We start from the raw sequence: 20,571 nt of genomic DNA, 5'->3' as shown, positions 1-20,571 counted from the left end.
CACCGGCCCGGCGGGCCTCGCGCACCCCATTGACACGCTCAGCCACTGACAGGAAAGTTTCGTCCCGAAGGGCGGTTCCCGAAAGATACTTTCACATCGGACGCGGGAGGCCTCGATGGCGGACGACCCGACGAGCGGACCGACCCGCCGGCAACTGGGCGCCCTGGCCCTGGGCGGCGCTCTGACCATCGCCCCGCTCGCGGCCGGTCCCGCCGCCGCGGTCCCGGACGGCGGCCGCGGAGGGCACCGCCGCACCCTGCGGTACGGCTCCCCGGAGCGCGCCGGGCTGCTCGGCTCACATCTGCGGCACCTCGTCACCGACGCCGAGACGTTCCTCGGCCCCTCCCCGGCACACCCCTGGTACGCGGGTGCCGTGCTGCTCGCCGGTCGCGGCGGCACCGTGGCGCTGCACGAGCCCATCGGCACGGCGGTGCGCTACCGGGCGTACGACGAGGAGACCGACACCGGGGTCGAGTTCCCGCCCGAGGAGCAGCACCCCATGGCCCGGGACACGGTGTTCGACCTGGCGTCGGTCTCCAAGCTGTTCACCTCGATCCTCGCGGTGCAGCAGCGGGAGCGGGGCGCGCTGGAGCTGGAGGCGCCGGCCGCCGCGTACCTGCCGGAGTTCGGGCAGGCCGGCAAGCAGGACGTGACCATCCGCCAACTGCTCACCCACACCTCGGGGTTCCGCCCGTGGATCCCGCTGTACCTGGCGCCGACGTACGAGGAGAGGCTGCGGCTGGTCTTCGAGGAGGAGCCGACCGCCCCGCCCGGTACCGCCTACCGCTACTCGGACCTGAACCTGATCTCGCTGCAGCTGGTGCTGGAGCGGGTCACCGGCCGGAGCCTGGACGCCCTGCTCCGCGACGGGATCACCGCCCCGCTGGGGATGCACTCCACCCGCTACAACCCGCCCGCCTCCTGGCGGCCGAGGATCGCGGCCACGGAGGACGCCCGCGCCCCCTGGTCCGGGCTGGACCGGGGCCTGGTGTGGGGCGAGGTGCACGACGAGAACGCGTTCAGCCTAGGCGGGGTGGCGGGCCACGCGGGCGTCTTCTCCTGCGCCTGGGACCTGGCGGTCCTCGGCCGTACGCTGCTGGACGGCGGCTCCTACGGGCGGGCGCGCATCCTGCGGCCGGAGTCGGTGGAGCTGATGTTCACCGACTTCAACACCGACTTCCCCGGCGACGAGCACGGCCTCGGCTTCGAGCTCTACCAGCACTGGTACATGGGGGCGATGGCCACGCCGCGCACCGCCGGACACACCGGGTTCACCGGCACCTCGCTGGTGCTCGACCCGACCACGGACTCGTTCCTCGTCGTGCTGGGCAACTCGGTGCATCCGGTGCGCTCCTGGCGCTCCGGGTCGGCTCCCCGTGTCGCCGCCGCCGACCGCATGGCCCGCGCGGTGCCGGTCCGGCCGGACCGGGGGCGCACCGCGTGGTTCTCCGGGATGGCGAGCTCCGCGACGGCGACGCTGACCCTGCCGGCGCTGGACACCTCCTCCGGCGGAGCCGCGCTGCGCTGCGCGCTGTGGTGGGACACCGAGCCGCTCTCCGACGCCCTCGTCCTGGAGGCGGCCACCGACGGCGGCGCCTCGTGGCAGCCGGTGCCGTTCACCACCGACCGCCGGGGCGCGACGCCGCGCGAGCACCCGGACGGCACGGCCGACGGCTGGTCGGGGCGGGCCTGGCACCGGCTCGCGGCTCGGCTGCCGGCCGCCCGCGGTCTGACACTGCGCTGGCGGTACGGCACCGACCGGCTGTACGTGGGCCGCGGAGCCTATGTCGACCGGCTGCGGGTCCGGGCGGCGGACGGCGTGCTGTTCGACGACGCCCGCCCGGCGGACGCGGCGCGGATCCGGTCGGAGGGGTGGGCCCGGTCGGCCGACTGAGGTGCCGCGCCGAGCGCCGCCGGGTTCAGCCGCCCGTCCGCTCCAGTACGGCCATGGCCGCGTTGTGTCCCGGTACCCCGCTGACCCCGCCACCACGGACCGCGCCCGCCCCGCACAGCAGCAGGTTGGGCTGTGCCGTCTCCACTCCCCAGCGGCCGGTGCCGTCCTGGGCGTGGGGCCAGGCCAGTTCGCGGTGGAAGATGTTGCCGCCGGGCAGCCGCAGGTCGTGCTCCAGGTCGACCGGGGTGCGGGCCTCGATGCAGGGCCGCCCGTCGGCGTCGGTGGCCAGGCATTCGGCGAGCGGTTCGGCCAGGTGGGCGTCGAGCTGGGCGAGGGTCGCCTCGAGCAGGTCGGCACGGACGGCGTCGTTGTCCCGGGCGAACAGCCGGGCGGGGGTGTGCAGACCGAACAGGGTGAGGGTGTGGTGGCCCCGCGCGGCCAGGTCCGGGCCGAGGATGCTCGGGTCGGTGAGCGAGTGGCAGTAGATCTCCGAGGGCGGGGCGGCGGGCGGCGCACCGGCCGCCGCCTGGGCGTAGGCCTCGGCGAGCTGGGCATAGCCCTCGGCGATGTGGAAGGTTCCGGCGAACGCCTCGCGCGGGTCGGCCGCCGGGTCGCGCAGCGCGGGCAGCCGGGTGAGCAGCATGTTCACCTTCAGCTGGGCGCCCTCGGCGGGCTCGGGCGGCGGGGTGCCGGTGAGCGCGGCCAGCTCGCGCGGGGAGGCGTTCACCAGGACGTGCCGGGCGGCGGCCACACCCTCGCCGTCGGCCGTGCGGTAGGTGATCTCGGCGGTCCGCCCGTCGCTGTCGATACGGACCGCCTCATGGCCGGTGGCGAGTTCGGCGCCGGCCGCGCGGGCCGCCCCGGCCAGCGCGTCGGTGAGGGCGCCCATGCCGCCGACCGGCACGTCCCAGGCGCCGGTGCCCCCGCCGATGACGTGGTAGAGGAAACAGCGGTTCTGCCGCAGCGAGGGGTCGTGGGCGTCGGCGAACGTGCCGATCAGCGCGTCGGTGAGGACCACTCCGCGGACCAGGTCGTCCGCGAAGCGCTCCTCGATGGCCACGCCGACCGGTTCCTCGAAGAAGGCCCGCCAGGCCTCCGCGTCGTCGACCCGGCGGCGCAGCTCCGCGCGGCTGGGCAGTGGCTCGGTGAGCGTCGGGAAGACCCGCTCGGCGAGCCGCCCGGTCATGCCGTAGAAGCGCTGCCAGGCGGTGTACTCGCGGTCGGAGCCGGTGAGCCGGGCGAACGACTCGCGGGTCCGCTGTTCGCCGCCGCCGACCAGCAGCCCCGTGGGCCGTCCGCCCCGTTCGACGGGGGTGTACGAGGAGACGGTGCGCGACCGGAGGCGGAAGTCCAGGCCGAGGTCCCGCACGATCTTCCCGGGCAGCAGGCTGACCAGGTACGAGTAACGGGACAGGCGGGCGTCGACGCCGGCGAACGGCCGGGTGGACACGGCCGCGCCACCGGTGTGGTCCAGCCGCTCCAGCACCAGCACCGAGCGCCCGGCGCGGGCCAGATAGGCGGCGGCGACCAGGCCGTTGTGGCCGCCGCCGACGATCACGGCGTCGTAGGTACCGGATCCCGGGTCTGCGGTCATGGCTCTTGGTAGCACGCGGTGATCGCCGCCGCCAGAGGCCGCCGGCGGGCGGGGGCGGCGGCGCGGCGGGGGCGGGACGTCAGGCACGGTTCGGGGGTACGGGGCGCAGTGCGGCCGACCGGCGGTACAGGTCGGCGGCCTCGGCGCCGCGGCCGAGCTGCCGCAGGCAGTGGGCCTCGTCGCCGCGGGCCGTGAGGATGTCGGGGTGGTCGGCGCCGAGGACGCGCTCGCGGGCGGCGGCGACCTGCCGGTACTCGGTGAGCGCCGCCGTCCGGCGGCCCAGCCGGCCGAGGCCCACGGCTACCTCCGCTGCGGTTCGGCAGCACCCTGAAGGGGCGCGGGGAACTGCGCGGCCGGCCACGACCGCACCACGGACGAGCGACGGCACATCAGGGCGCTTCCAGCGGAGCACTCAGCGCCGTACCCGCGGCATCCCCAGGCCGATCCAGGAGATGATCTCGCGCTGGATCTCGTTGTTGCCGCCGCCGAAGGTGAAGACGACCGCCGAGCGGTAGCCGCGTTCCAGCTCGCCGTGGAGCACGGCGCCCGCCGAGTCCTCCTTGAGCGGACCCGCGGCGGCGAGGATCTCCATCAGCCAGGCGTAGGCGTCCCGGCGCGCCTCGGAGCCGTACACCTTGACGGCGGAGGCGTCCTGCGGAGTGAGCGTGCCGTCCTGCACGGCGCCGACCATCCGCCAGTTGAGCAGTCTGAGCGCCTCGAGACGTACATGCGTCCGGGCGAGCAGGCGGCGTACCCAGGGCAGGTCGGCGACGCGGCGGCCGTCGGCGAGCTTGGTCTCCGTCGTCCAGCGCTGTACGTCGTGCAGGGCGCGGATCGCCATGGTGCCGTGGGCTGCGAGGGTGACGCGTTCGTGGTTGAGCTGGTTGGTGATCAGCCGCCAGCCGCGGTTCTCCTCGCCGACCCGGTGGGTGACCGGGACGCGGACGTGGTCGTAGTAGCCGGCGGTGGTGTCGTGGCCGGCGAGGGTGCGGATGACGGTGCAGGAGTACCCGGGGTCGGTGGTCGGCACCAGCAGCATCGTGATCCCCTGGTGCGGCGGGGCGCCGGGGTCCGTGCGCACGGCGAGCCACACCCAGTCGGCGGTGTCCCCGTTGGTGGTCCAGATCTTCTGGCCGTTCACCACGTAGCTGTCGCCGTCGCGCTCCGCGCGGGTGCGCAGTGCCGCCAGGTCGGTGCCTGCGTCGGGTTCGCTGTAGCCGATGGCGAAGTCGATCTCGCCGGAGAGGATCTTCGGCAGGAAGTACGCCTTCTGCTCGTCGGTGCCGTACCGCATGAGCGTGGGCCCGACGGTGTTCAGCGCCATCAGCGGCAGCGGGACGCCCGCCCGGGCGGCCTCGTCGAAGAACACGTACTGCTCCATCGCGCTCAGGCCGCGTCCGCCGTACTCCTCCGGCCAGCCGACGCCGAGCCAGGCGTCCGCGCCGAGGCGCCGGATCGTGTCCCGGTAGAACCGCTTCTGGGCGGCCGGGTCGGTGTGCCGGCCGGCCGGGCCCGGCGGCACCACGTCGGCGAAGTAGGCGCGCAGTTCGCTGCGCAACCGCTGCTGCTCGGGCGTGTGGGCGAGGTGCACGGCGCCTCCAGGTCCCCGGGGACGTTCCTACGGTCCTGACGGTCCTGACGGCGCACACGGTAGAACGTGTTTCAGTAAGGGGGAAGAGCCATGCGCACCCGAAACCGGCGCCCGCGGGTCAGCCCAGCGTGGCGAGGAAGGCGTCACAGGCCCGTGCGCAGGCACGGCAGGCCGCCGCGGCCTCCTCGGCGCCCGGATGCCGGTCGAAGGAGTGCGCGCCCTCCAGGCAGGCCTGACGGCACCACTCCACCTGGACCCGGATCACGGACTCGTCCACCTGGTTCTGCTGCGACAGCACACGGCAGGTGGCGTCGCACACCTCCGCGCACATGATGCCCCGGCGCCGGAGGTGTTCCCGGTCCTCGGTTCCGTCCCGTTCGTCGAAGCTCGCGCGCAGTGCGCACGCCCGCGCGCACTCGGTGCAGGCCTGCGCACAGGCGAAGCGGTCCTCCAGGAAGCGGAACAGCTCCTGCTGCGTCGTCGTGGTCACATCGCGCGGGTGTCCGCCCGCCCCGCCGCCAAACCCCCCGATCCCGCCACTGCCCGGGCCGTCGGCTGCCGCCGACGGCCCGGGGTGCCGGAGGGTGACGGGTCGTGCCGGTGCGTAGTTTCCCGCTCGCCGGGGGCGGGGAACCCATGCGCCGTGCTGCTGAAGAGGAGAAGGGCCCGGGCCGGCGCGCGGGCCCGTCGTGCCGCCGAGGCGACCGCCGACTGGGCCGACGCGCGACTTCCCCTCTCGGAGGGCGGAGGGCTGCTGCGCAAGGCGTTCCCGGACCACTGGTCGTTCCTGCTCGGCGAGATCGCCCTCTACAGCTTTGTCGTCCTGCTGCTGTCCGGTGTCTGGCTGACGCTGTTCTTCCATCCCGCGATGAACGAGGTCGCCTACGAGGGCTCGTACCTGCCGCTGCGCGGCGTGCCGATGTCGGAGGCGTACCGCTCGACGCTGGAGATCAGCTTCGATGTGCGCGGCGGACTGCTGATCCGTCAGATGCACCACTGGGCCGCACTGGTGTTCGTCGCCGCGATCGGTGTCCATCTGCTGCGGGTGTTCTTCACGGGCGCGTTCCGCCGTCCGCGCGAGGCCAACTGGGTGATCGGGGTGACGCTGTTCCTGCTGGCGCTCGCCGAGGGCTTCGCCGGCTACTCGCTCCCCGACGACCTGCTGTCCGGGACGGGGCTGCGGATCGCGCAGGGCATCATGCTGTCGATCCCGCTGGTGGGGACGTATGTCAGCATGCTCGCGTTCGGCGGCGAGTACCCGGGCCAGGACTGGCTCCCGCGGCTGTACTCGCTGCACATCCTGCTGCTGCCGGGTCTGCTGCTGGCCCTGGTGACGGTCCATCTGATCCTGGTCTTCTATCTCAAGCACACGCACTGGGCGGGCCGCGGGCGCACCAACCGCAACGCGGTGGGCAAGCCGATGTTCCCGCAGTTCACGGCGAGTTCGTCGGGCCTGTTCTGCATGGTCTTCGGGGTGCTGACGCTGATCTCGGGTGTGGTGCAGATCAATCCGGTCTGGGCGTACGGCCCCTACCGTTCCGACCTGATCTCGACGGGCTCGCAGCCGGACTGGTACGTCGGCTTCCTGGAGGGTGCGCTACGGCTGGTGGGGCCCTGGGAGACGGTGGTGGCCGGGCACACGATCATGTGGAACGTGCTGCTGCCCTCCATCGTGCTCCCGGGGGTGCTCTTCGCCGTGCTGTACGCCTATCCGTTCCTGGAGCGGTGGGTGACGGGTGACCGGGGTGAGCACCATCTGTGCGACCGGCCCCGGGACCGGCCCGTGCGCACCGGGCTCGGCGTCGCCGCGGTGAGCGCCTACGCGGTGCTGCTGGCGGCCGGCGGCAACGACATCATCGCCTTTGCCCTCGACATCTCCCTCAACCTGCTGACCTGGGTGTTCCGGATCTCGCTCGTGGTCCTGCCGCCGGTCGCGTTCATGGTGACCAAGAGGATCTGCCTGGCGCTGCAGGAGAGGGACCGGCAGCGGCTGGCCGAGGGCGAGGAGACGGGCGTGATGCGGCAGACGGTCACGGGCGGTTTCGTGGAGGACCACACGCCGCTCGACGAGGAGAAGCAATACGTGCTCGGCACGCGCCGGCTGCCCGCTCCGCTCGCCCCGCCGGAGGGAGGGGGGCCCGAGCGGCCGGTGCAGCGGCTTCGGACGACGCTCAGCGGCTGGTACTACGACGACGGGGTCGACGTCGGGGAACCGGAGCCGGGGGCGGCAGGGGCACCGGGCGCGGAGCCCGAGCCGGACGCGTCCGCGGGCGGGCTGGAGCGCTGACGGTCCGGGTCCGCGTACTGGAAGACCAGCCCGAAGACCCCGAGCGCGAGCACACCGAGGCCTAGCAGGGCCAGCCACAGGCCGTGCACCACGCCGAGCGCGACGACCACGGACCCGACGGCGACGGTGATCGGCCAGGGACTCCGCGGCGGGAAGAAGTCCAGCGCACCGGCTCCGTCGGCGATCTCGGCGTCTCGGCGGTCCTGGGCCCGGATGCCGCGCCTGCGGTACTGGGTGTACAGGAAGAACGCGACGAGCGCGGCCATCAGGAAGGCGATGATCAGGACGGCGGTGCCGGTGGGCTCCTGGGCGAACCAGCCGTAGCAGGCCGCGGTGGCGGCGAAGAAGACCGCCACACCGGTGAACAGACGGGCCTCGGTCCTCACCGCACCTGCCTCCGTCCGGTCCGGCTCGCCGGCGTCCCGCCGATCCCGGGATGGCGCAGGTCGAAGGCCGGGGACTCGGACCGGATCCGCGGCAGCGAATGGAAGTTGTGCCGCGGCGGAGGGCAGGAGGTCGCCCACTCGAGGGAGCGGCCGTAGCCCCACGGGTCGTTTCCGTCCGCCGCCCGTCCGCGGTGGCGGGAGCGCCACACGTTGTACAGGAAGGGCAGCGTGGACAGGCCGAGCAGGAACGCGCCGATGGTGCTGACGGTGTTCAGCAGGGTGAAGCCGTCGGCGGCCAGATAGTCGGAGTAGCGGCGCGGCATGCCCTGTTCGCCGAGCCAGTGCTGGACCAGGAACGTGGTCTGGAAGCCGACGAACAGCGTCCAGAAGTGGACCCTGCCCAGACGCTCGTCCAGCATCCGGCCGGTGAGCTTGGGCCACCAGAAGTAGAAGCCGGCGAACATGGCGAAGACGACCGTGCCGAACAGCACGTAGTGCAGATGGGCGACGATGAAGTACGAGTCGGTGAGGTGGAAGTCCAGCGGCGGGGAGGCGATGAGGACGCCGCTCATGCCGCCGAGCAGGAAGGTCACCAGGAAGCCGCACGCCCACAGCATGGGGGTCTCGAAGGACAGCGACCCGTTGATCATCGTGCCGATCCAGTTGAAGAACTTCACCCCGGTGGGCACCGCGATGAGGAAGGACATCAGGGCGAAGAACGGCAGCAGCACCGCCCCGGTGGCGAACATGTGGTGCGCCCACACCACGGCCGACAGCATGGTGATGGCGATGGTGGCGCCGACCAGGGTGACATAGCCGAAGATCGGCTTGCGGCTGAAGACCGGGATGATCTCGGTGACGATCCCGAAGAACGGCAGCGCCACGATGTAGACCTCGGGGTGCCCGAAGAACCAGAACAGGTGCTGCCACAGCAGTGCCCCGCCGCTGGCCGAGTCGTAGATGTGCGAGCCGAACCTCCGGTCGGACTCCAGCGCCAGCAGCGCCGCGGTGAGCACCGGGAACGCGGGCAGCACCAGGATGGACGTGAACAGCACGTTCCAGGTGAAGATCGGCATCCGGAACATGGTCATGCCGGGGGCGCGCAGGCACAGGATGGTGGTGATGAAGTTGACCGCGCCGAGCGTGGTGGACACCCCGGTGACCACCAGCCCCATGGTCCACAGGTCGCTCCCGGTGCCGGGGCTGAACACGGCGCTGTTGAGCGGCGCGTAGGCGAACCATCCGAAGGACGCCGCTCCCCCGGGGGTCAGGAACCCGGCCACCACCATCAGTCCGCCGAACAGGTACAGCCAGTACGACAGCGCGTTGAGCCGTGGGAAGGCGACGTCCGGGGAGCCGATCTGCAGCGGCATGATCGCGTTGGCGAACCCGGCGAACAGCGGGGTGGCGAAGAGCAGCATCATGATCGTGCCGTGCACGGTGAACAGCTGGTTGTACTCGTGACTGGTCACCAGCTGCAGACCCGGCCGGGCGAGTTCGGCCCGCATCAGCAGCGCGAGGGCGCCGCCGAGCAGGAAGAATCCGAACGACGTGGTCAGGTAGAGATTTCCGATGACCTTGTGGTCCGTGGTGGTAGCCCACCGCACCAGGGCACGCCCGAGCGTGCGGTTCGTCCGGGTGCGCGCCGGGGTGCGACGCGGCTGCTCGGTCCTCCGGTCCACCGCCATGCGCCGGAGGCTACCCAGGCCCGGCAGGGCGGGTGGTACGGCCACGCCGGGCGGGGTGTCAGGGGCGGTGGGGCTCCCCCGTCTGGTCCCCACCACGCATCAGGATCCGCCTTGCGGGCCCGGAGCGGGTCCCTCCACGTTCACCGGGTACGGGACGAAGGTGCTGCTGTTCTGGTCGATGCGCAGCGGCCTGCCGAGCGGCGGTGTGGCGCGCTGGGGGCAGTCCAGGCGTTCGCAGACTCGGCAGCCCATGCCGATCGGGGTGGCCGCGGCCGCGCTGGAGAGGTCCAGGCCGTCGGAGTAGACGAGCCGGTGGGCGTGGCGGATCTCGCAGCCCAGGCCGATCGCGTACGTCTTGCCGGGTTCCCCCCAGCCGCCGCGGTGCCGGGTGACGGCGCGGGCGGTCCACAGGTAGCGCTGCCCGTCGGGCATCTCGGCGATCTGGACATGGATACGGCCGGGGGCGGCGAACGCCTCGTAGACGTTCCACAGCGGGCAGGTGCCGCCGGCCCGGGAGAAGTGGAAGGCGGTGGCGGACTGGCGCTTGGACATGTTGCCGGCCCGGTCGACGCGGACGAAGGAGAACGGCACCCCGCGCAGCCGCGGGCGCTGGAGGGTGCTCAGCCGGTGGCAGACGGTCTCGTAACCGAGCCCGTAGCGGTCGGTGAGCCGCTCGATGTCGTAGCGGACCTCCTCGGCCGCCGCGTGGAAGCTGCGGTAGGGCAGGATCAGGGCGGCGGCGAAGTAGTTGGCGATGCCGATGCGGGCCAGGGCGTGGCTGGGTGCGCCGGGCGGGAAGTCGGCGGCGGCCTGACGGTCCAGGCCGCCGCCGAACTCCAGCAGCGCGAGCTGGGTGGCGAGCCGGAAGGCGCGCTGTCCGGGCCGCAGCCGGGTGGAGAGGTGGAGGGTGCGGGTGACGTCGTCGTAGTGGTGGAGGTGGTCGCCGGTACCGGCGGTGGACAGGCGGACGCCGTGCCGGTCGGCGAGGCGGCGGGTGAGGGCGGGGATGACCTCGCCGGGCCGGATACCGATCTCCGCGGCCAGCTCCTCTGCCGCGAGGTCGGTGTCGTGCAGGTAGTTCTGGCGGCGGTAGAAGAAGTCCCGGATCTCCTCGTGCGGTGAGTCCGGCGCCGGCTCGCCGGTGCCGCGGCCCTCCGCGGCGCCCGCCAGGCGTTCCGACAGGGCCTGGTTGCGGTGGCCCAGGTCGACCAGGACCCGCGCCACCGCGGGCATCCGGGAGGCCAGCTCGGCGAGGTCCGAGTGGGACACCCGGGCCTCGGCGAGCTCCCCGGCGAGCGCCTCGCGCAGGTCCGCCACCAGCCTGGTCGCGTCCCGCTCGGAGAAGAAACCCGGGTCGACGCCGAAGGTCTCCGTCAGCCGGAGCAGCACGGGCACGGTGAGCGGGCGGGAGTCGTGCTCCATCTGGTTCAGATAGCTCGGCGAGATGCCCAGGGCGCGGGCGAGGTCCGCCTGGCTCATCCGGCGCTCCTCGCGCAGCCGCCGCAGCCGCGCTCCGGCGTAGGTCTTGCTCACCCGCGCTCCTCCGTGCTCGTCGGTGTCCGCGTCCGGTGCCGTCCGGTGCCGTCCGGTGCTGCCCTGAACAGCTGCAGCCTACGCGAACGACTCCCCGGGGAAGTCTTCGCAATCTTGGCAAAGGAGGCTCGGAAGATTTACAGAACTTGGCAATGATCCACGCTTGATGGCACTCAGTGCCAGTGCCAGAGTCATCAGTGCGGCCCGCCGGACCGGCAGGCACCGATCGGAACCGGGGCGCGATTCATGCCCTGACGTCGGAGATCCCGGCGACGACGGTGCTCCGCACCGGCAGCGTTGCTCACCTGCTCCCCTCGGGGGCGTCGGCGGGCCGCATCCGCAGCTACGACACGCAGTGCCACCTCAGTCCGACGCGGACCGGGATTGGCAGACGCAACAGACCGAGGAGACGGTGACAGGCATGGCAGAGGCGAGGACGCAGGCGGCCGAGGAACTCGCGCGGCGCTGGGCCACCGACCCGCGGTGGCAGGGCATCGAGCGCACTTACACCGCAGAGGACGTGGTCCGGCTCTCCGGCAGCGTCCGCGAGGAGCACACCCTGGCCCGGCGCGGCTCCGAGCGGCTGTGGCGCCAGCTGCACGAGCGGGACTACATCCACGCGCTCGGCGCGCTGACCGGCGGCCAGGCCGTGCAGCAGGTCAAGGCCGGGCTGCAGGCCATCTACCTGTCCGGCTGGCAGGTCGCCGCCGACGCCAACCAGGCCGGCCACACCTACCCCGACCAGAGCCTGTACCCGGCCAACTCGGTGCCGCAGGTGGTGCGCCGGATCAACAACGCGCTGCTGCGCGCCGACCAGATCGCCACCGCGGAGGACGCCGGCGAGACCACCGACTGGCTGGCGCCGATCGTCGCCGACGCCGAGGCCGGGTTCGGCGGCCCGCTGAACGCCTTCGAGCTGACCAAGGGCATGATCGCGGCCGGTGCGGCCGGCATCCACTACGAGGACCAGCTCGCGTCCGAGAAGAAGTGCGGCCACCTCGGCGGCAAGGTGCTCGTGCCCACCGCCCAGCACATCCGCACCCTGAACGCGGCCCGGCTCGCGGCCGACCTCGCGGATGTGCCGACCGTGATCATCGCCCGCACCGACGCGCTCGCCGCCAACCTGCTGACCAGCGACGTCGACGAGCGCGACGCCCGCTTCTGCACCGGCGAGCGCACCGCCGAGGGCTTCTACCGGGTGCAGAACGGCATGGACCCGGTGATCGCCCGCGGCCTCGCCTACGCCCCGTACGCGGACCTGATCTGGGTGGAGACCGGCACCCCGGACCTGGAGCAGGCCCGCCAGTTCGCCGAGGCGATCCACGCCCAGTACCCGGACCAGATGCTGGCCTACAACTGCTCGCCGTCCTTCAACTGGAAGGCGGCCCTGGACGACGACCAGATCGCCAAGTTCCAGCGCGAGCTCGGCGCGATGGGCTACAAGTTCCAGTTCATCACCCTGGCCGGTTTCCACTCCCTCAACCACGGCATGTTCGACCTCGCCCGCGGCTACGCCGAGCACGGCATGACCGCCTACGTCGACCTGCAGGAGCGCGAGTTCGCCGCGCAGGAGCACGGCTTCACCGCCGTCAAGCACCAGCGCGAGGTCGGCACCGGCTACTTCGACCTGGTCTCCACGGCCGTCAACCCGGCCTCCTCCACCACCGCGCTGACCGGCTCCACGGAGGAGGAGCAGTTCCACTAGGCCTGCCCCGCAGGCCTGGGCACCGGCCCCGCCCTCCGGGCGCCGTCCCCGGCGCCCGGCCCGAGCGGGGGCCGGCGCGACCGTCCCCGCGCGGCCCCCGCTCCCCGCCCTCCCGCAGGAGAAACCGATGACCACCAGCGCACTGGACCACCGCGTCCGCGTTCTCGCTCCCCGGGGCGACCGTCACGACGAGATCCTCACCCCGGCCGCCCTCGACTTCGTCGGCAGGCTGGCCGCGGCGTTCGCCGAGCGCCGTCAGGACCTGCTGAAGGAACGCCGCCGGCAGGCGCTGCGCCTCGCCAGCGGCAGCCCGCTCGACTTCCCCATGGTCACCGCCGCGGTCCGCACCGACCCGGCCTGGCGCGTCGCGCCGCCCGCGCCCGGGCTGACCGACCGCCGGGTGGAGATCACCGGTCCGCCGGAGCGCCGTATGGCGGTGAACGCGCTCAACTCCGGGGCCCGGGTGTGGATGGCGGACTTCGAGGACGCCACCGCCCCCACCTGGGACAACGTCATCGGCGGCCAGCTGACGCTGCTCGACGCCATCGAGCGCCGCATCGACTTCAGCACACCGGAGGGCAAGGAGTACCGGCTCGCCGACGGGGACCGGCTCGCCACCATCATGGTCCGGCCGCGCGGCTGGCACCTGCTGGAGGAGCACCTGGAGGCCGACGGCGGCCCGGTGCCGGCCGCGCTGGTCGACTTCGGCCTCTACTTCTTCCACTGCGCCCAGCGGCAGATCGACGCCGGATCCGGACCGTACTTCTACCTCCCGAAGCTGGAGAACCGGTACGAGGCCCGGCTGTGGAACGACGTGTTCCTGCTGGCGCAGGAGCTGCTCGGCATCCCGCGGGGGACGATCCGCGCCACCGTGCTCATCGAGACGATCACGGCGGCCGTGGAGATGGAGGAGATCCTCTACGAGCTGCGCGAGCACAGCTCCGGCCTCAACGCCGGGCGCTGGGACTATCTGTTCAGTCTGATCAAGACCTTCGGCCACCGCACCGACTTCCTGCTGCCGGACCGGGCGAAGGTGACGATGACGGCCCCCTTCATGCGCGCCTACACCGAACTGCTGGTCCGCACCTGTCACAAGCGCGGCGCGCACGCCATCGGCGGCATGGCCGCCCAGGTGCCGGCCAGGGACCCGGCGGCCCACGAGGCGGCGCTCGCCACGGTCCGGCTGGACAAGGAGCGCGAGGCCGAGGACGGCTTCGACGGCTCCTGGGTGGCCCACCCCGGGCTGGTCCCGGTGTGCCGCGAGGTGTTCGACGGGGTGCTCGGGGAGCGCCCGCACCAGATCGACCGGACCCGGGACGATGTCGCGGTGACCCCGGCCGACCTGCTGTCCGTGCGCCGGATCAGCGGGCCGCCGACCGCCGAGGGGGTGCGCACCAACGTCGCGGTGGCACTGCGCTACTTCGCCGCCTGGCTGCGCGGGCAGGGAGCGGTCGCCCTGTACGGCCTGATGGAGGACGCCGCCACGGCCGAGATCGCGCGGGTGCAGATCTGGCAGTGGCTGCGGCACCGGGTGATCGGCCGGGAGACGGTCCTGCGGGTGCTGGACGACGAACTGGCCGCGGTCGGCGCCGAGTACCCGTGGGCGCCGCTGGAGGAGGTCCGGGAGCTGTTCGAGCGGACGGCGCTCGCGGGCGAACTGCCGCAGTTCTTCACGCCGGAGGCCTACACCCGCCACCTCGTGCGCACCGCCGGGGCCGTGTCGTGAGCGGGGACGTCAGGGGCAGCGGGAGCAGCGGGGGCATCAGCCGCGTCGGCGTCGTGGGCGGCGGGCAGATGGGCGCCGGGATCGCCGAGGTGTGCGCCCGGGCCGGGCTGGACACGGTGGTGTGCGAGGCCGACGCGACGGCCGCACGCGCCGCCCGCGACCGGGTGGCGCAGTCGCTGGACCGCGCCGTGCGGCGCGGCAAGCTGGAGCAGTCCGCCGCCCGGGACGCGCTCGACCGGATGGTCTTCACCGGCAGCCTGGACGACCTGGCCGACCGTCAGCTCGTCGTCGAGGCGGTGGTGGAGAACGCGGAGGCGAAGGCGGAGATCTTCGCCGCGCTCGACAAGATCGTGGAGGATCCGGCGGCGGTGCTGGCGACCAACACCTCCTCGATCCCGGTGATGCGGCTCGGCATGGCCACGGGGCGTGCCGACCGGGTGATCGGGCTGCACTTCTTCAACCCGGTGCCGGTGCTGCCGCTGGTGGAGGTCGTGACCTCGCTGCACACCTCGGCCGGGACGGTCGCCGCCGTCGAGGAGTTCGCGGGCGCGGCCCTCGGCAAGACGGTCATCCACTCCCGGGACCGGGCCGGCTTCGTGGTCAACGCCCTGCTGATCCCGTATCTGCTGGCGGCGGTGCGGATGGCGGAGTCCGGCTTCGCCACCGCCGAGGACATCGACACCGGCATGGAGCTGGGCTGCGCCCACCCCATGGGTCCGCTGCGGCTGGCCGACCTGATCGGCCTGGACACGGTCGCGTCGATCGCGGAGTCGCTCTACGACGAATTCCGCGAGCCGCTCTACGCGCCGCCCCCGCTGCTCCAGCGGATGGTTCAGGCGGGGCTCCTGGGCCGGAAGGCCGGCAGGGGGTTCCACGTGTACGACCAGGGCTGAGGGGTCCTGGTACGCGTCCCGGGCGAGGGTCCCGGGACACCGCCGCCCGGTCGAGGGTCCGGCGCGGCGTCACAGGGGAAGGGCGGGGAGCGCGAGGGTGCGCTTCCCGCCCTGTGGTGTGTGCGTACGGCGCCGGGGCCTGCGGAGCGCGGCGGCAGCCGGTTGCGCGGGCATGCCGCACGCCCCTCTCCGGGGAGATCCGCCGCGCTGCTCGTCGAGGAGGCGACCGCGTGAGTCTCCCGGCTCCCGGGGCACTGCCCCCGGGGGGCCGCTTCCGCGAGCCGTCCCGGATTGCCCCGATCCCGGCGCTGACCTGGGACTGGCCGGATCGCACCACCCGGCGGCGGGCCTACGGCAGTTGCCGGCCGGGCCGTTGTCACCGACGGGTACGGTGTGCCCATGGAGGATTCCGCAACGAGTTCAGCCGACGACCACTCGACGCGCGTGGCCGCCGTCAAGGCCATCGCGCGCCGGCTGCTGGAGAAGGCCGGTCCGGGAGAGCTGTCCCCGGCCGCCGTGGCCGAGGCCGGCGGTCCGGCCGCCGACGAGGTGGCAGCCGTGTTCCCGCACCGGGACGATCTGCTCACCGCCCTGGTCATCGACGCCTACGACGCGTCCGGCGCCGCGATGGAACGGGCCGACGAGGCGGCCCGGGCGGCCGGTGCGTCCGCGGGTGTCCGTCTGCTCGCGGTCGCCCGCGCGCTGCGCGGCTGGTCCTTCGCCAACCCGGGCGAGTTCACGCTGATCTACGGCTCGCCCGTGCCCGGCTACCACGCCCCGCAGGACACGGTGCCGCCCGCCTCACGCACCCCCGCGGTACTGGCCGGAATCGTGCGCTCGGCGCTCGAGGCCGGTGAACTCACCCCGCCCCGACGCGCGGTGTCAGGAGCGCCGCTGCTGCTGCCTGCCGCCGTGGAGCTGTTCGGCGGTACTCCCCCGGCCCCCTTCTCGGACCTGATCGAGCGGGGCATCGTGCTGTGGAGCAACCTGATCGGGCTGCTGATGTTCCAGGTCTTCAGCCGCACCCATGACAGCGTCCGGGACCAGGCGGTGTTCTTCGACTACGCCGTCGCCGTGGCCGCCGAGAGCATCGGCCTCGACGTTCCCGCGGACGCCGGCGGCGACAGCACCGGCTGACGTTCCGGCTCCCGTTCCGCCTCCCCCCAACTCCCCCACCCGCACGCGCGGCACCCCCCCCCAGGAATCGGCCCGTGAACGCCACCAGAACCATCTGCTTCCTCATAGCGGCGATATCGTCGTACTCCGCGCTCGTCTACCGGCTGAGCCAGGCCCGGCGCAGCTGGCGGGACGGCGCCTACCGCACCCTCGTCGTCACCCTGCTCCTGCAGTGCCTCACCTTCACCATGGGCGCCGTCGCCATGAGCGGCGACAGCTTCCTGGGCGTGGGCAACCTCGCCATCCTGGTGATGCATCTGTCGGCGGTCGCCTTCTGCGTCAGCGCACAGATCATCCTGCTGCACTGGGCGACGGCCGACGAGAGGGCGGCGCACAAGACCCGGATCTGGCTGGTCGTCGGCGTCGCGCTCAACACGCTGCTGACGGCGCTGTTCCTCCTCGCCGACGGTCCGGGCCGGCCGGCCTCGGACTTCGACACCGGGAGCGGTCAGCCGCTGGTCCTGACCTATCTGCTGGCCTTCATCGTCTCCCAGGCGGTGCCGTGCGTCACGATCTTCCGGCAGTGCGGTCCGTACGCCCGGATGACGGACAACACCTCGCTGCGGCAGGCACTGCGGCTGCTCTCGGTCGCCGCGGTGGTGCTGTTCCTGTACTGCACGGCCCGGACGGTCAACATCCTCACGGCCGCGGCCGGTCTGGACATCGGCGTCTGGACGGTGACCCCGTCGCTGTTCAGCGCGGCGGGCATCGTGATCCTGTCACTGAGCCTGACCATGTCGTCCTGGAGCGGCTCCGCCGGCAGGCTGCTGGACTGGGCGCACAACTACCGCTCCTACCGGGCGCTGTACCCGCTGTGGCGGGATCTCTACGAGTCCTCCCCGGACATCGTGCTCGAGCCGCCCGGGACGACGTCGGTCTCCGACCTCAACTACCGCCTGCACCGGCGGGTCGTCGAGATCCGCGACGGGTGGCGCGACCTGCGCCCCTACATCGACCGCAGCGCGAACGGCGTGCCCGGACCCGGTGCGGAGGCGAGCGAGGAGCACCGGCAGGCGTTCGCCGAAGCGGCACAGATCAGACAGGCACTGCACGCCAAGCGCACCGGCATCGTGCCCGCCGACAACAAGGACGACGGCGACTTCGACGACCGGGATACGGACAACTTCACCGCGGAAGTGGCCTGGCTCGCCAAAGTTGCATCCGCCTACAGTAAACTCAAGGGCGCGGGTTGAGAGCTCCCGCCCGGCCTGTATCCCCCGTCAGACCGGGCGGGCCTCCCCTTTCCATTCCCCGTTTCCCCGTTGTTCCCCCGTTCCCCCGTTCTCCCGGCAGTTGTGATCCGCCCGGATGCTCCGGCCCGGCCCGCGTACGAGCGTACGCGGGCCGGGCCTTCCGACAATCCGGCGCCAACTCGACTACCCCCGTAGGTCAAGTTAGCTGCCAGCTATCGGCGGGTTCCAACGTTGGCGGAGACTCGGCCAATTGTCAACTGCCCGCTAATCTGCGAGACTGACCGATAGCCAAGGGCAATGCCGAGGAGGTGACGGGAGGGAGATTCACCATGTCCGAGACTGACGACCGGCCCCTGCTGGCGGTGCGCCTGGACGACCTCTTCAAGACGGTGCGCCCCAAGGGCAGGCACTGGACCAACGCCGAAGTGGCGGAGGAGCTGAAGAAGGCCAACCCCGAACTCCGGGTCGGGGGTGTGTATCTGTCGCAGTTGCGGACGGGCAAACGCGCCAATCCCTCTCCTGACCTTCTGGCCGCCCTGGCCCGTTTCTTCGGGGTCTCCGTCGCCTACTTCTTCGACGACGAGGTGGCCCAGTCGGTTCTCAGCCAGCTCGCTGCCGTCGAGGCGCTGCGGCAGTCCGGCGTACGGGCCGTGGCGATGCGCGCGGCCGGGATGAAGAAGGAGAATCTCCAGGCCATCACGGCCATCATGGACCAGTACCGGCAGTTGCAGGGCCTGCCACCGGTCACCGACTCCACGGAGCCGGAGTGAGGGGCTCCAGGAGCGGGCGGCAGACCGGCCAGGACCGCCGCAGCCAGCTCAAGCGGCTGCGCAAGGCGGGCACCCGGCGGATCGCCGAACTCGACCTGCCGGAGCTGGCCGACGTGGCCGAGCTCTGCCGCCATCTCGGGGAGTCCCGGGGCCGTCCGATCACGCTGGTGCCGATGCAGATGCCGGCCTCGCACCCGTGCGGCATGTGGGTCGCCGCACGCGACGAGGACCTCATCTTCTACGACGCCAACACGACCAGCGCGCATCAGGAGCACATCATCTTGCACGAGCTGGGCCACATCATCTGCTGCCATCGCGGGGCCGGCTGGCTGGACGAGGACACCGCGCGTCTCCTCTTCCCCAACCTCGACCCCGACCTCGTGCGTGACATGCTCCTGCGCGCCACCTACGACGACGTCCAGGAGCAGGAGGCCGAGATCATCGCCTACCTCCTCTCCCAGCGGCTGCGCGGCACCGAGCAGCCGACCGAGGCGACGCCCGGCGGGACCGCACCGGGCGACGGCGACGCCGGCACCCACGCGGTGCTCAGCCGGATCGAACGCACTCTCATCTGACGTGCGTCGCTCACCCGCCCGCGTCCCTCACCTCCTCGGCCAGGATCGACACCGCGCGCCTGATGTCGTCCTCGCGGTGCTCGCTGGTGACGAAGAACCGCAGCCGCGCGAGCCCCTCCTCCACCGCGGGATGGAAGATCGGGTCGGCCACCACGCCCCGCCCGTACAGCCGGTCCGCGACCCGCAGGGTCCGAGCCGAGTCACCGAGCAGACACGGCACGATCGGGGTGTGGGCGCTGGAGCCCGTGGCCAGACCGGCGGACCCGGCCAGCCGGAGGAACAGCTCCGCGTTGCGGCGCAGGGCGTGCACCCGCTGCGGCTCCGCGGTGATCAGCTCGGTGGCGGCCAGCGCCGCGGCCGCGTTGGCCGGGGTCAGACCGACGCTGTAGACGAAACCCGGCAGGGTGTGGCGCAGCCAGCGCACCATCCGGGCCGAGCCGCCGAGGTAACCGCCGCAGCTCGCGAAGGCCTTGGACAGGGTGCCCATCCACAGGTCCACGTCCGCCCGGTCGACGCCGAAGAACTCGCCCACGCCTCGGCCGCTGTCCCCGACGGTGCCGATGCTGTGCGCCTCGTCGACCATCAGCAGGGCGCCGTAGCGCTTCTTCAGCTCGATCACGGCGGGCAGGTCGACGAGATCGCCGTCCATGCTGTAGGCGCCCTCGACGGCGATCAGCACCCGCCGGAACCGGGACCGGTTGATCCGCAGCAGATGCTCCAGCTGACCGGTGTCGTTGTGGGCGAACGGCCGCCGTGCCGCCCCGGACAGGGCGCAGCCCTGCAGGATGCTGTCGTGGGCGAGCGCGTCGTGCAGCACGAGGTCCCCGGCGCCGACCAGATGGCCCACCGCGGTCACGTTCGTGGCATGGCCGCTGACCAGCGCCAGGCAGTCCGCCACGCCGAGGAACCCGGTGAGCGCGCGCTCCAGCCGAACGGTCAGGTCCCGTTCGCCGGAGAGCACCCGGCTCGCGGAGACCGAGGTGCCGTAGCGGTCCACGGCCCGGTGCACGGCCTCGTCGACCGCCGGATGGCCGGACAGCCCCAGGTAGTTGTAGCTGCCGAAGGACAGGTACGACCGGCCGTCGATCACGGTGGTGTCGCGGATCGTGCCCTCGTGGACCCGGAAGTACGGGAACTCCGCACCGCTGCCCGCGATACCGCCGAGCACCTCCTCGAGCTGTCTCACCTCCGGGAAGTCGTCGACGCATGCCGTGTCGGCGTCCCAGTCCGCCCGGGGTCCGGAGAGCGGTGCGGCAGCCGGCCGGGATCCGGGTGCCGTCGGTGGCCGGGTGCGGTCCGGGTCCACCAGGGTGATCAGCCGCTCGATGGTCAGGCCGGGAGAGTAGATCTCGTCGTCGCGGAATCCCGGTATCCGCTTGCCTATGCTGACCTCCAGCTCCTGCAGCATCAGCGAGTCGAAGCCGAGGTCCGCCACCAGGGCCATGTGCTCGCCGAGGTCGGGGAGCGGGAAGACACCGGTCCGCGACACCTCTTCGAGCACGACGGTGGCGGCGGGTGTGGCAGGGGTGGCCGCCACGGCCGGGGCGGCGGGGGCCCCGA

The 20,571-nt window shown here is 72.3% G+C and carries 16 protein-coding genes and 1 pseudogene; 9 read left to right on the top strand and 8 right to left on the bottom strand.

The genetic code is table 11. The features are described 5' to 3' along the window. Nucleotides 1-115: 115 nt before the first annotated feature. Nucleotides 116-1,894, top strand: a complete 1,779-nt coding sequence (locus V5O46_RS21110; protein WP_332886202.1) for a serine hydrolase — start codon at nucleotides 116-118, stop codon at nucleotides 1,892-1,894. 25 nt (nucleotides 1,895-1,919) lie between these two features. Here the strand turns inward: V5O46_RS21110 and V5O46_RS21105 are convergent, their stop codons facing one another. From V5O46_RS21105 to V5O46_RS21090, 4 genes and pseudogenes are all read right to left on the bottom strand, one after another. Beyond that, on the bottom strand, nucleotides 1,920-3,488 hold the full coding sequence (locus V5O46_RS21105) for a phytoene desaturase family protein (RefSeq protein ID WP_332886201.1): 1,569 nt from the start codon (nucleotides 3,486-3,488) through the stop codon (nucleotides 1,920-1,922). Nucleotides 3,489-3,567: 79 nt separating this feature from the next. Next, nucleotides 3,568-3,795, bottom strand: a pseudogene (locus V5O46_RS21100) (tetratricopeptide repeat protein); the annotation flags it as partial. Nucleotides 3,796-3,900: 105 nt separating this feature from the next. Beyond that, a complete protein-coding gene (locus V5O46_RS21095) occupies nucleotides 3,901-5,079 on the bottom strand; it encodes an acyl-CoA dehydrogenase family protein (RefSeq protein WP_332886200.1) in 1,179 nt (392 codons plus the stop codon). A gap of 118 nt (nucleotides 5,080-5,197) precedes the next feature. Then, nucleotides 5,198-5,569, bottom strand: coding sequence for a ferredoxin (locus V5O46_RS21090; RefSeq protein ID WP_332886199.1), 372 nt, complete (start codon nucleotides 5,567-5,569; stop codon nucleotides 5,198-5,200). A gap of 153 nt (nucleotides 5,570-5,722) precedes the next feature. Here V5O46_RS21090 and qcrB point away from each other — a divergent pair, with 153 nt between their 5' ends. Next, nucleotides 5,723-7,366, top strand: coding sequence for a cytochrome bc1 complex cytochrome b subunit (gene qcrB / locus V5O46_RS21085; protein ID WP_332886198.1), 1,644 nt, complete (start codon nucleotides 5,723-5,725; stop codon nucleotides 7,364-7,366). Here the strand turns inward: qcrB and ctaF are convergent. The 3 genes from ctaF to V5O46_RS21070 form a co-directional block, all read right to left on the bottom strand. Further along, complete coding sequence (gene ctaF / locus V5O46_RS21080) at nucleotides 7,264-7,752, bottom strand: aa3-type cytochrome oxidase subunit IV (protein WP_332886197.1); 489 nt, start codon at nucleotides 7,750-7,752, stop codon at nucleotides 7,264-7,266. The genes qcrB and ctaF overlap by 103 nt on opposite strands. Beyond that, complete coding sequence (gene ctaD / locus V5O46_RS21075) at nucleotides 7,749-9,440, bottom strand: aa3-type cytochrome oxidase subunit I (RefSeq protein ID WP_332886196.1); 1,692 nt, start codon at nucleotides 9,438-9,440, stop codon at nucleotides 7,749-7,751. The genes ctaF and ctaD overlap by 4 nt, the downstream gene beginning before the upstream one ends. 99 nt (nucleotides 9,441-9,539) lie before the next feature. After that, nucleotides 9,540-10,973, bottom strand: a complete 1,434-nt coding sequence (locus V5O46_RS21070; protein ID WP_332886195.1) for a short-chain fatty acyl-CoA regulator family protein — start codon at nucleotides 10,971-10,973, stop codon at nucleotides 9,540-9,542. A gap of 421 nt (nucleotides 10,974-11,394) precedes the next feature. Here V5O46_RS21070 and aceA point away from each other — a divergent pair, with 421 nt between their 5' ends. The 7 genes from aceA (at nucleotide 11,395) to V5O46_RS21035 (ending at nucleotide 19,011) form a co-directional block, all read left to right on the top strand. Then, on the top strand, nucleotides 11,395-12,678 hold the full coding sequence (gene aceA, locus V5O46_RS21065) for an isocitrate lyase (RefSeq protein ID WP_332886194.1): 1,284 nt from the start codon (nucleotides 11,395-11,397) through the stop codon (nucleotides 12,676-12,678). A gap of 127 nt (nucleotides 12,679-12,805) precedes the next feature. Further along, nucleotides 12,806-14,404, top strand: coding sequence for a malate synthase A (gene aceB, locus V5O46_RS21060; RefSeq protein WP_332886193.1), 1,599 nt, complete (start codon nucleotides 12,806-12,808; stop codon nucleotides 14,402-14,404). After that, nucleotides 14,401-15,297 carry a 3-hydroxybutyryl-CoA dehydrogenase gene (locus V5O46_RS21055; RefSeq protein ID WP_332886192.1) on the top strand — a complete coding sequence of 299 codons (897 nt, stop codon included), beginning with the start codon at nucleotides 14,401-14,403 and terminating at the stop codon, nucleotides 15,295-15,297. Before aceB ends, V5O46_RS21055 begins: the two co-directional genes overlap by 4 nt. A gap of 399 nt (nucleotides 15,298-15,696) precedes the next feature. Then, the gene (locus V5O46_RS21050; protein ID WP_332886191.1) at nucleotides 15,697-16,434 is read left to right on the top strand and encodes a TetR-like C-terminal domain-containing protein; all 738 of its coding nucleotides are present in this window, start codon (nucleotides 15,697-15,699) and stop codon (nucleotides 16,432-16,434) included. A 74-nt stretch (nucleotides 16,435-16,508) separates the two neighbouring features. Further along, nucleotides 16,509-17,666: an MAB_1171c family putative transporter gene (locus tag V5O46_RS21045; protein WP_332886190.1), complete on the top strand. Its 1,158-nt coding sequence runs from the start codon at nucleotides 16,509-16,511 to the stop codon at nucleotides 17,664-17,666. 329 nt (nucleotides 17,667-17,995) lie between these two features. Further along, nucleotides 17,996-18,436 (top strand): helix-turn-helix domain-containing protein, encoded by a 441-nt coding sequence (locus tag V5O46_RS21040; protein ID WP_332886189.1) that lies wholly within the window; start codon nucleotides 17,996-17,998, stop codon nucleotides 18,434-18,436. Further along, on the top strand, nucleotides 18,433-19,011 hold the full coding sequence (locus V5O46_RS21035) for a toxin (RefSeq protein WP_332886188.1): 579 nt from the start codon (nucleotides 18,433-18,435) through the stop codon (nucleotides 19,009-19,011). The genes V5O46_RS21040 and V5O46_RS21035 overlap by 4 nt, the downstream gene beginning before the upstream one ends. 10 nt (nucleotides 19,012-19,021) lie before the next feature. Here the strand turns inward: V5O46_RS21035 and V5O46_RS21030 are convergent. Continuing rightward, nucleotides 19,022-20,571 (bottom strand): aminotransferase class I/II-fold pyridoxal phosphate-dependent enzyme (locus tag V5O46_RS21030; protein WP_332886187.1); only part of this gene is annotated, 1,550 nt, incomplete at its 5' end.

This window comes from Streptomyces poriticola (assembly GCF_036689765.1).
Lineage (GTDB): Bacteria > Actinomycetota > Actinomycetes > Streptomycetales > Streptomycetaceae > Streptomyces > Streptomyces poriticola.
Note: the sequence above shows the minus strand (reverse complement) of the source record. Positions and strands in the feature narration are given on the sequence as shown.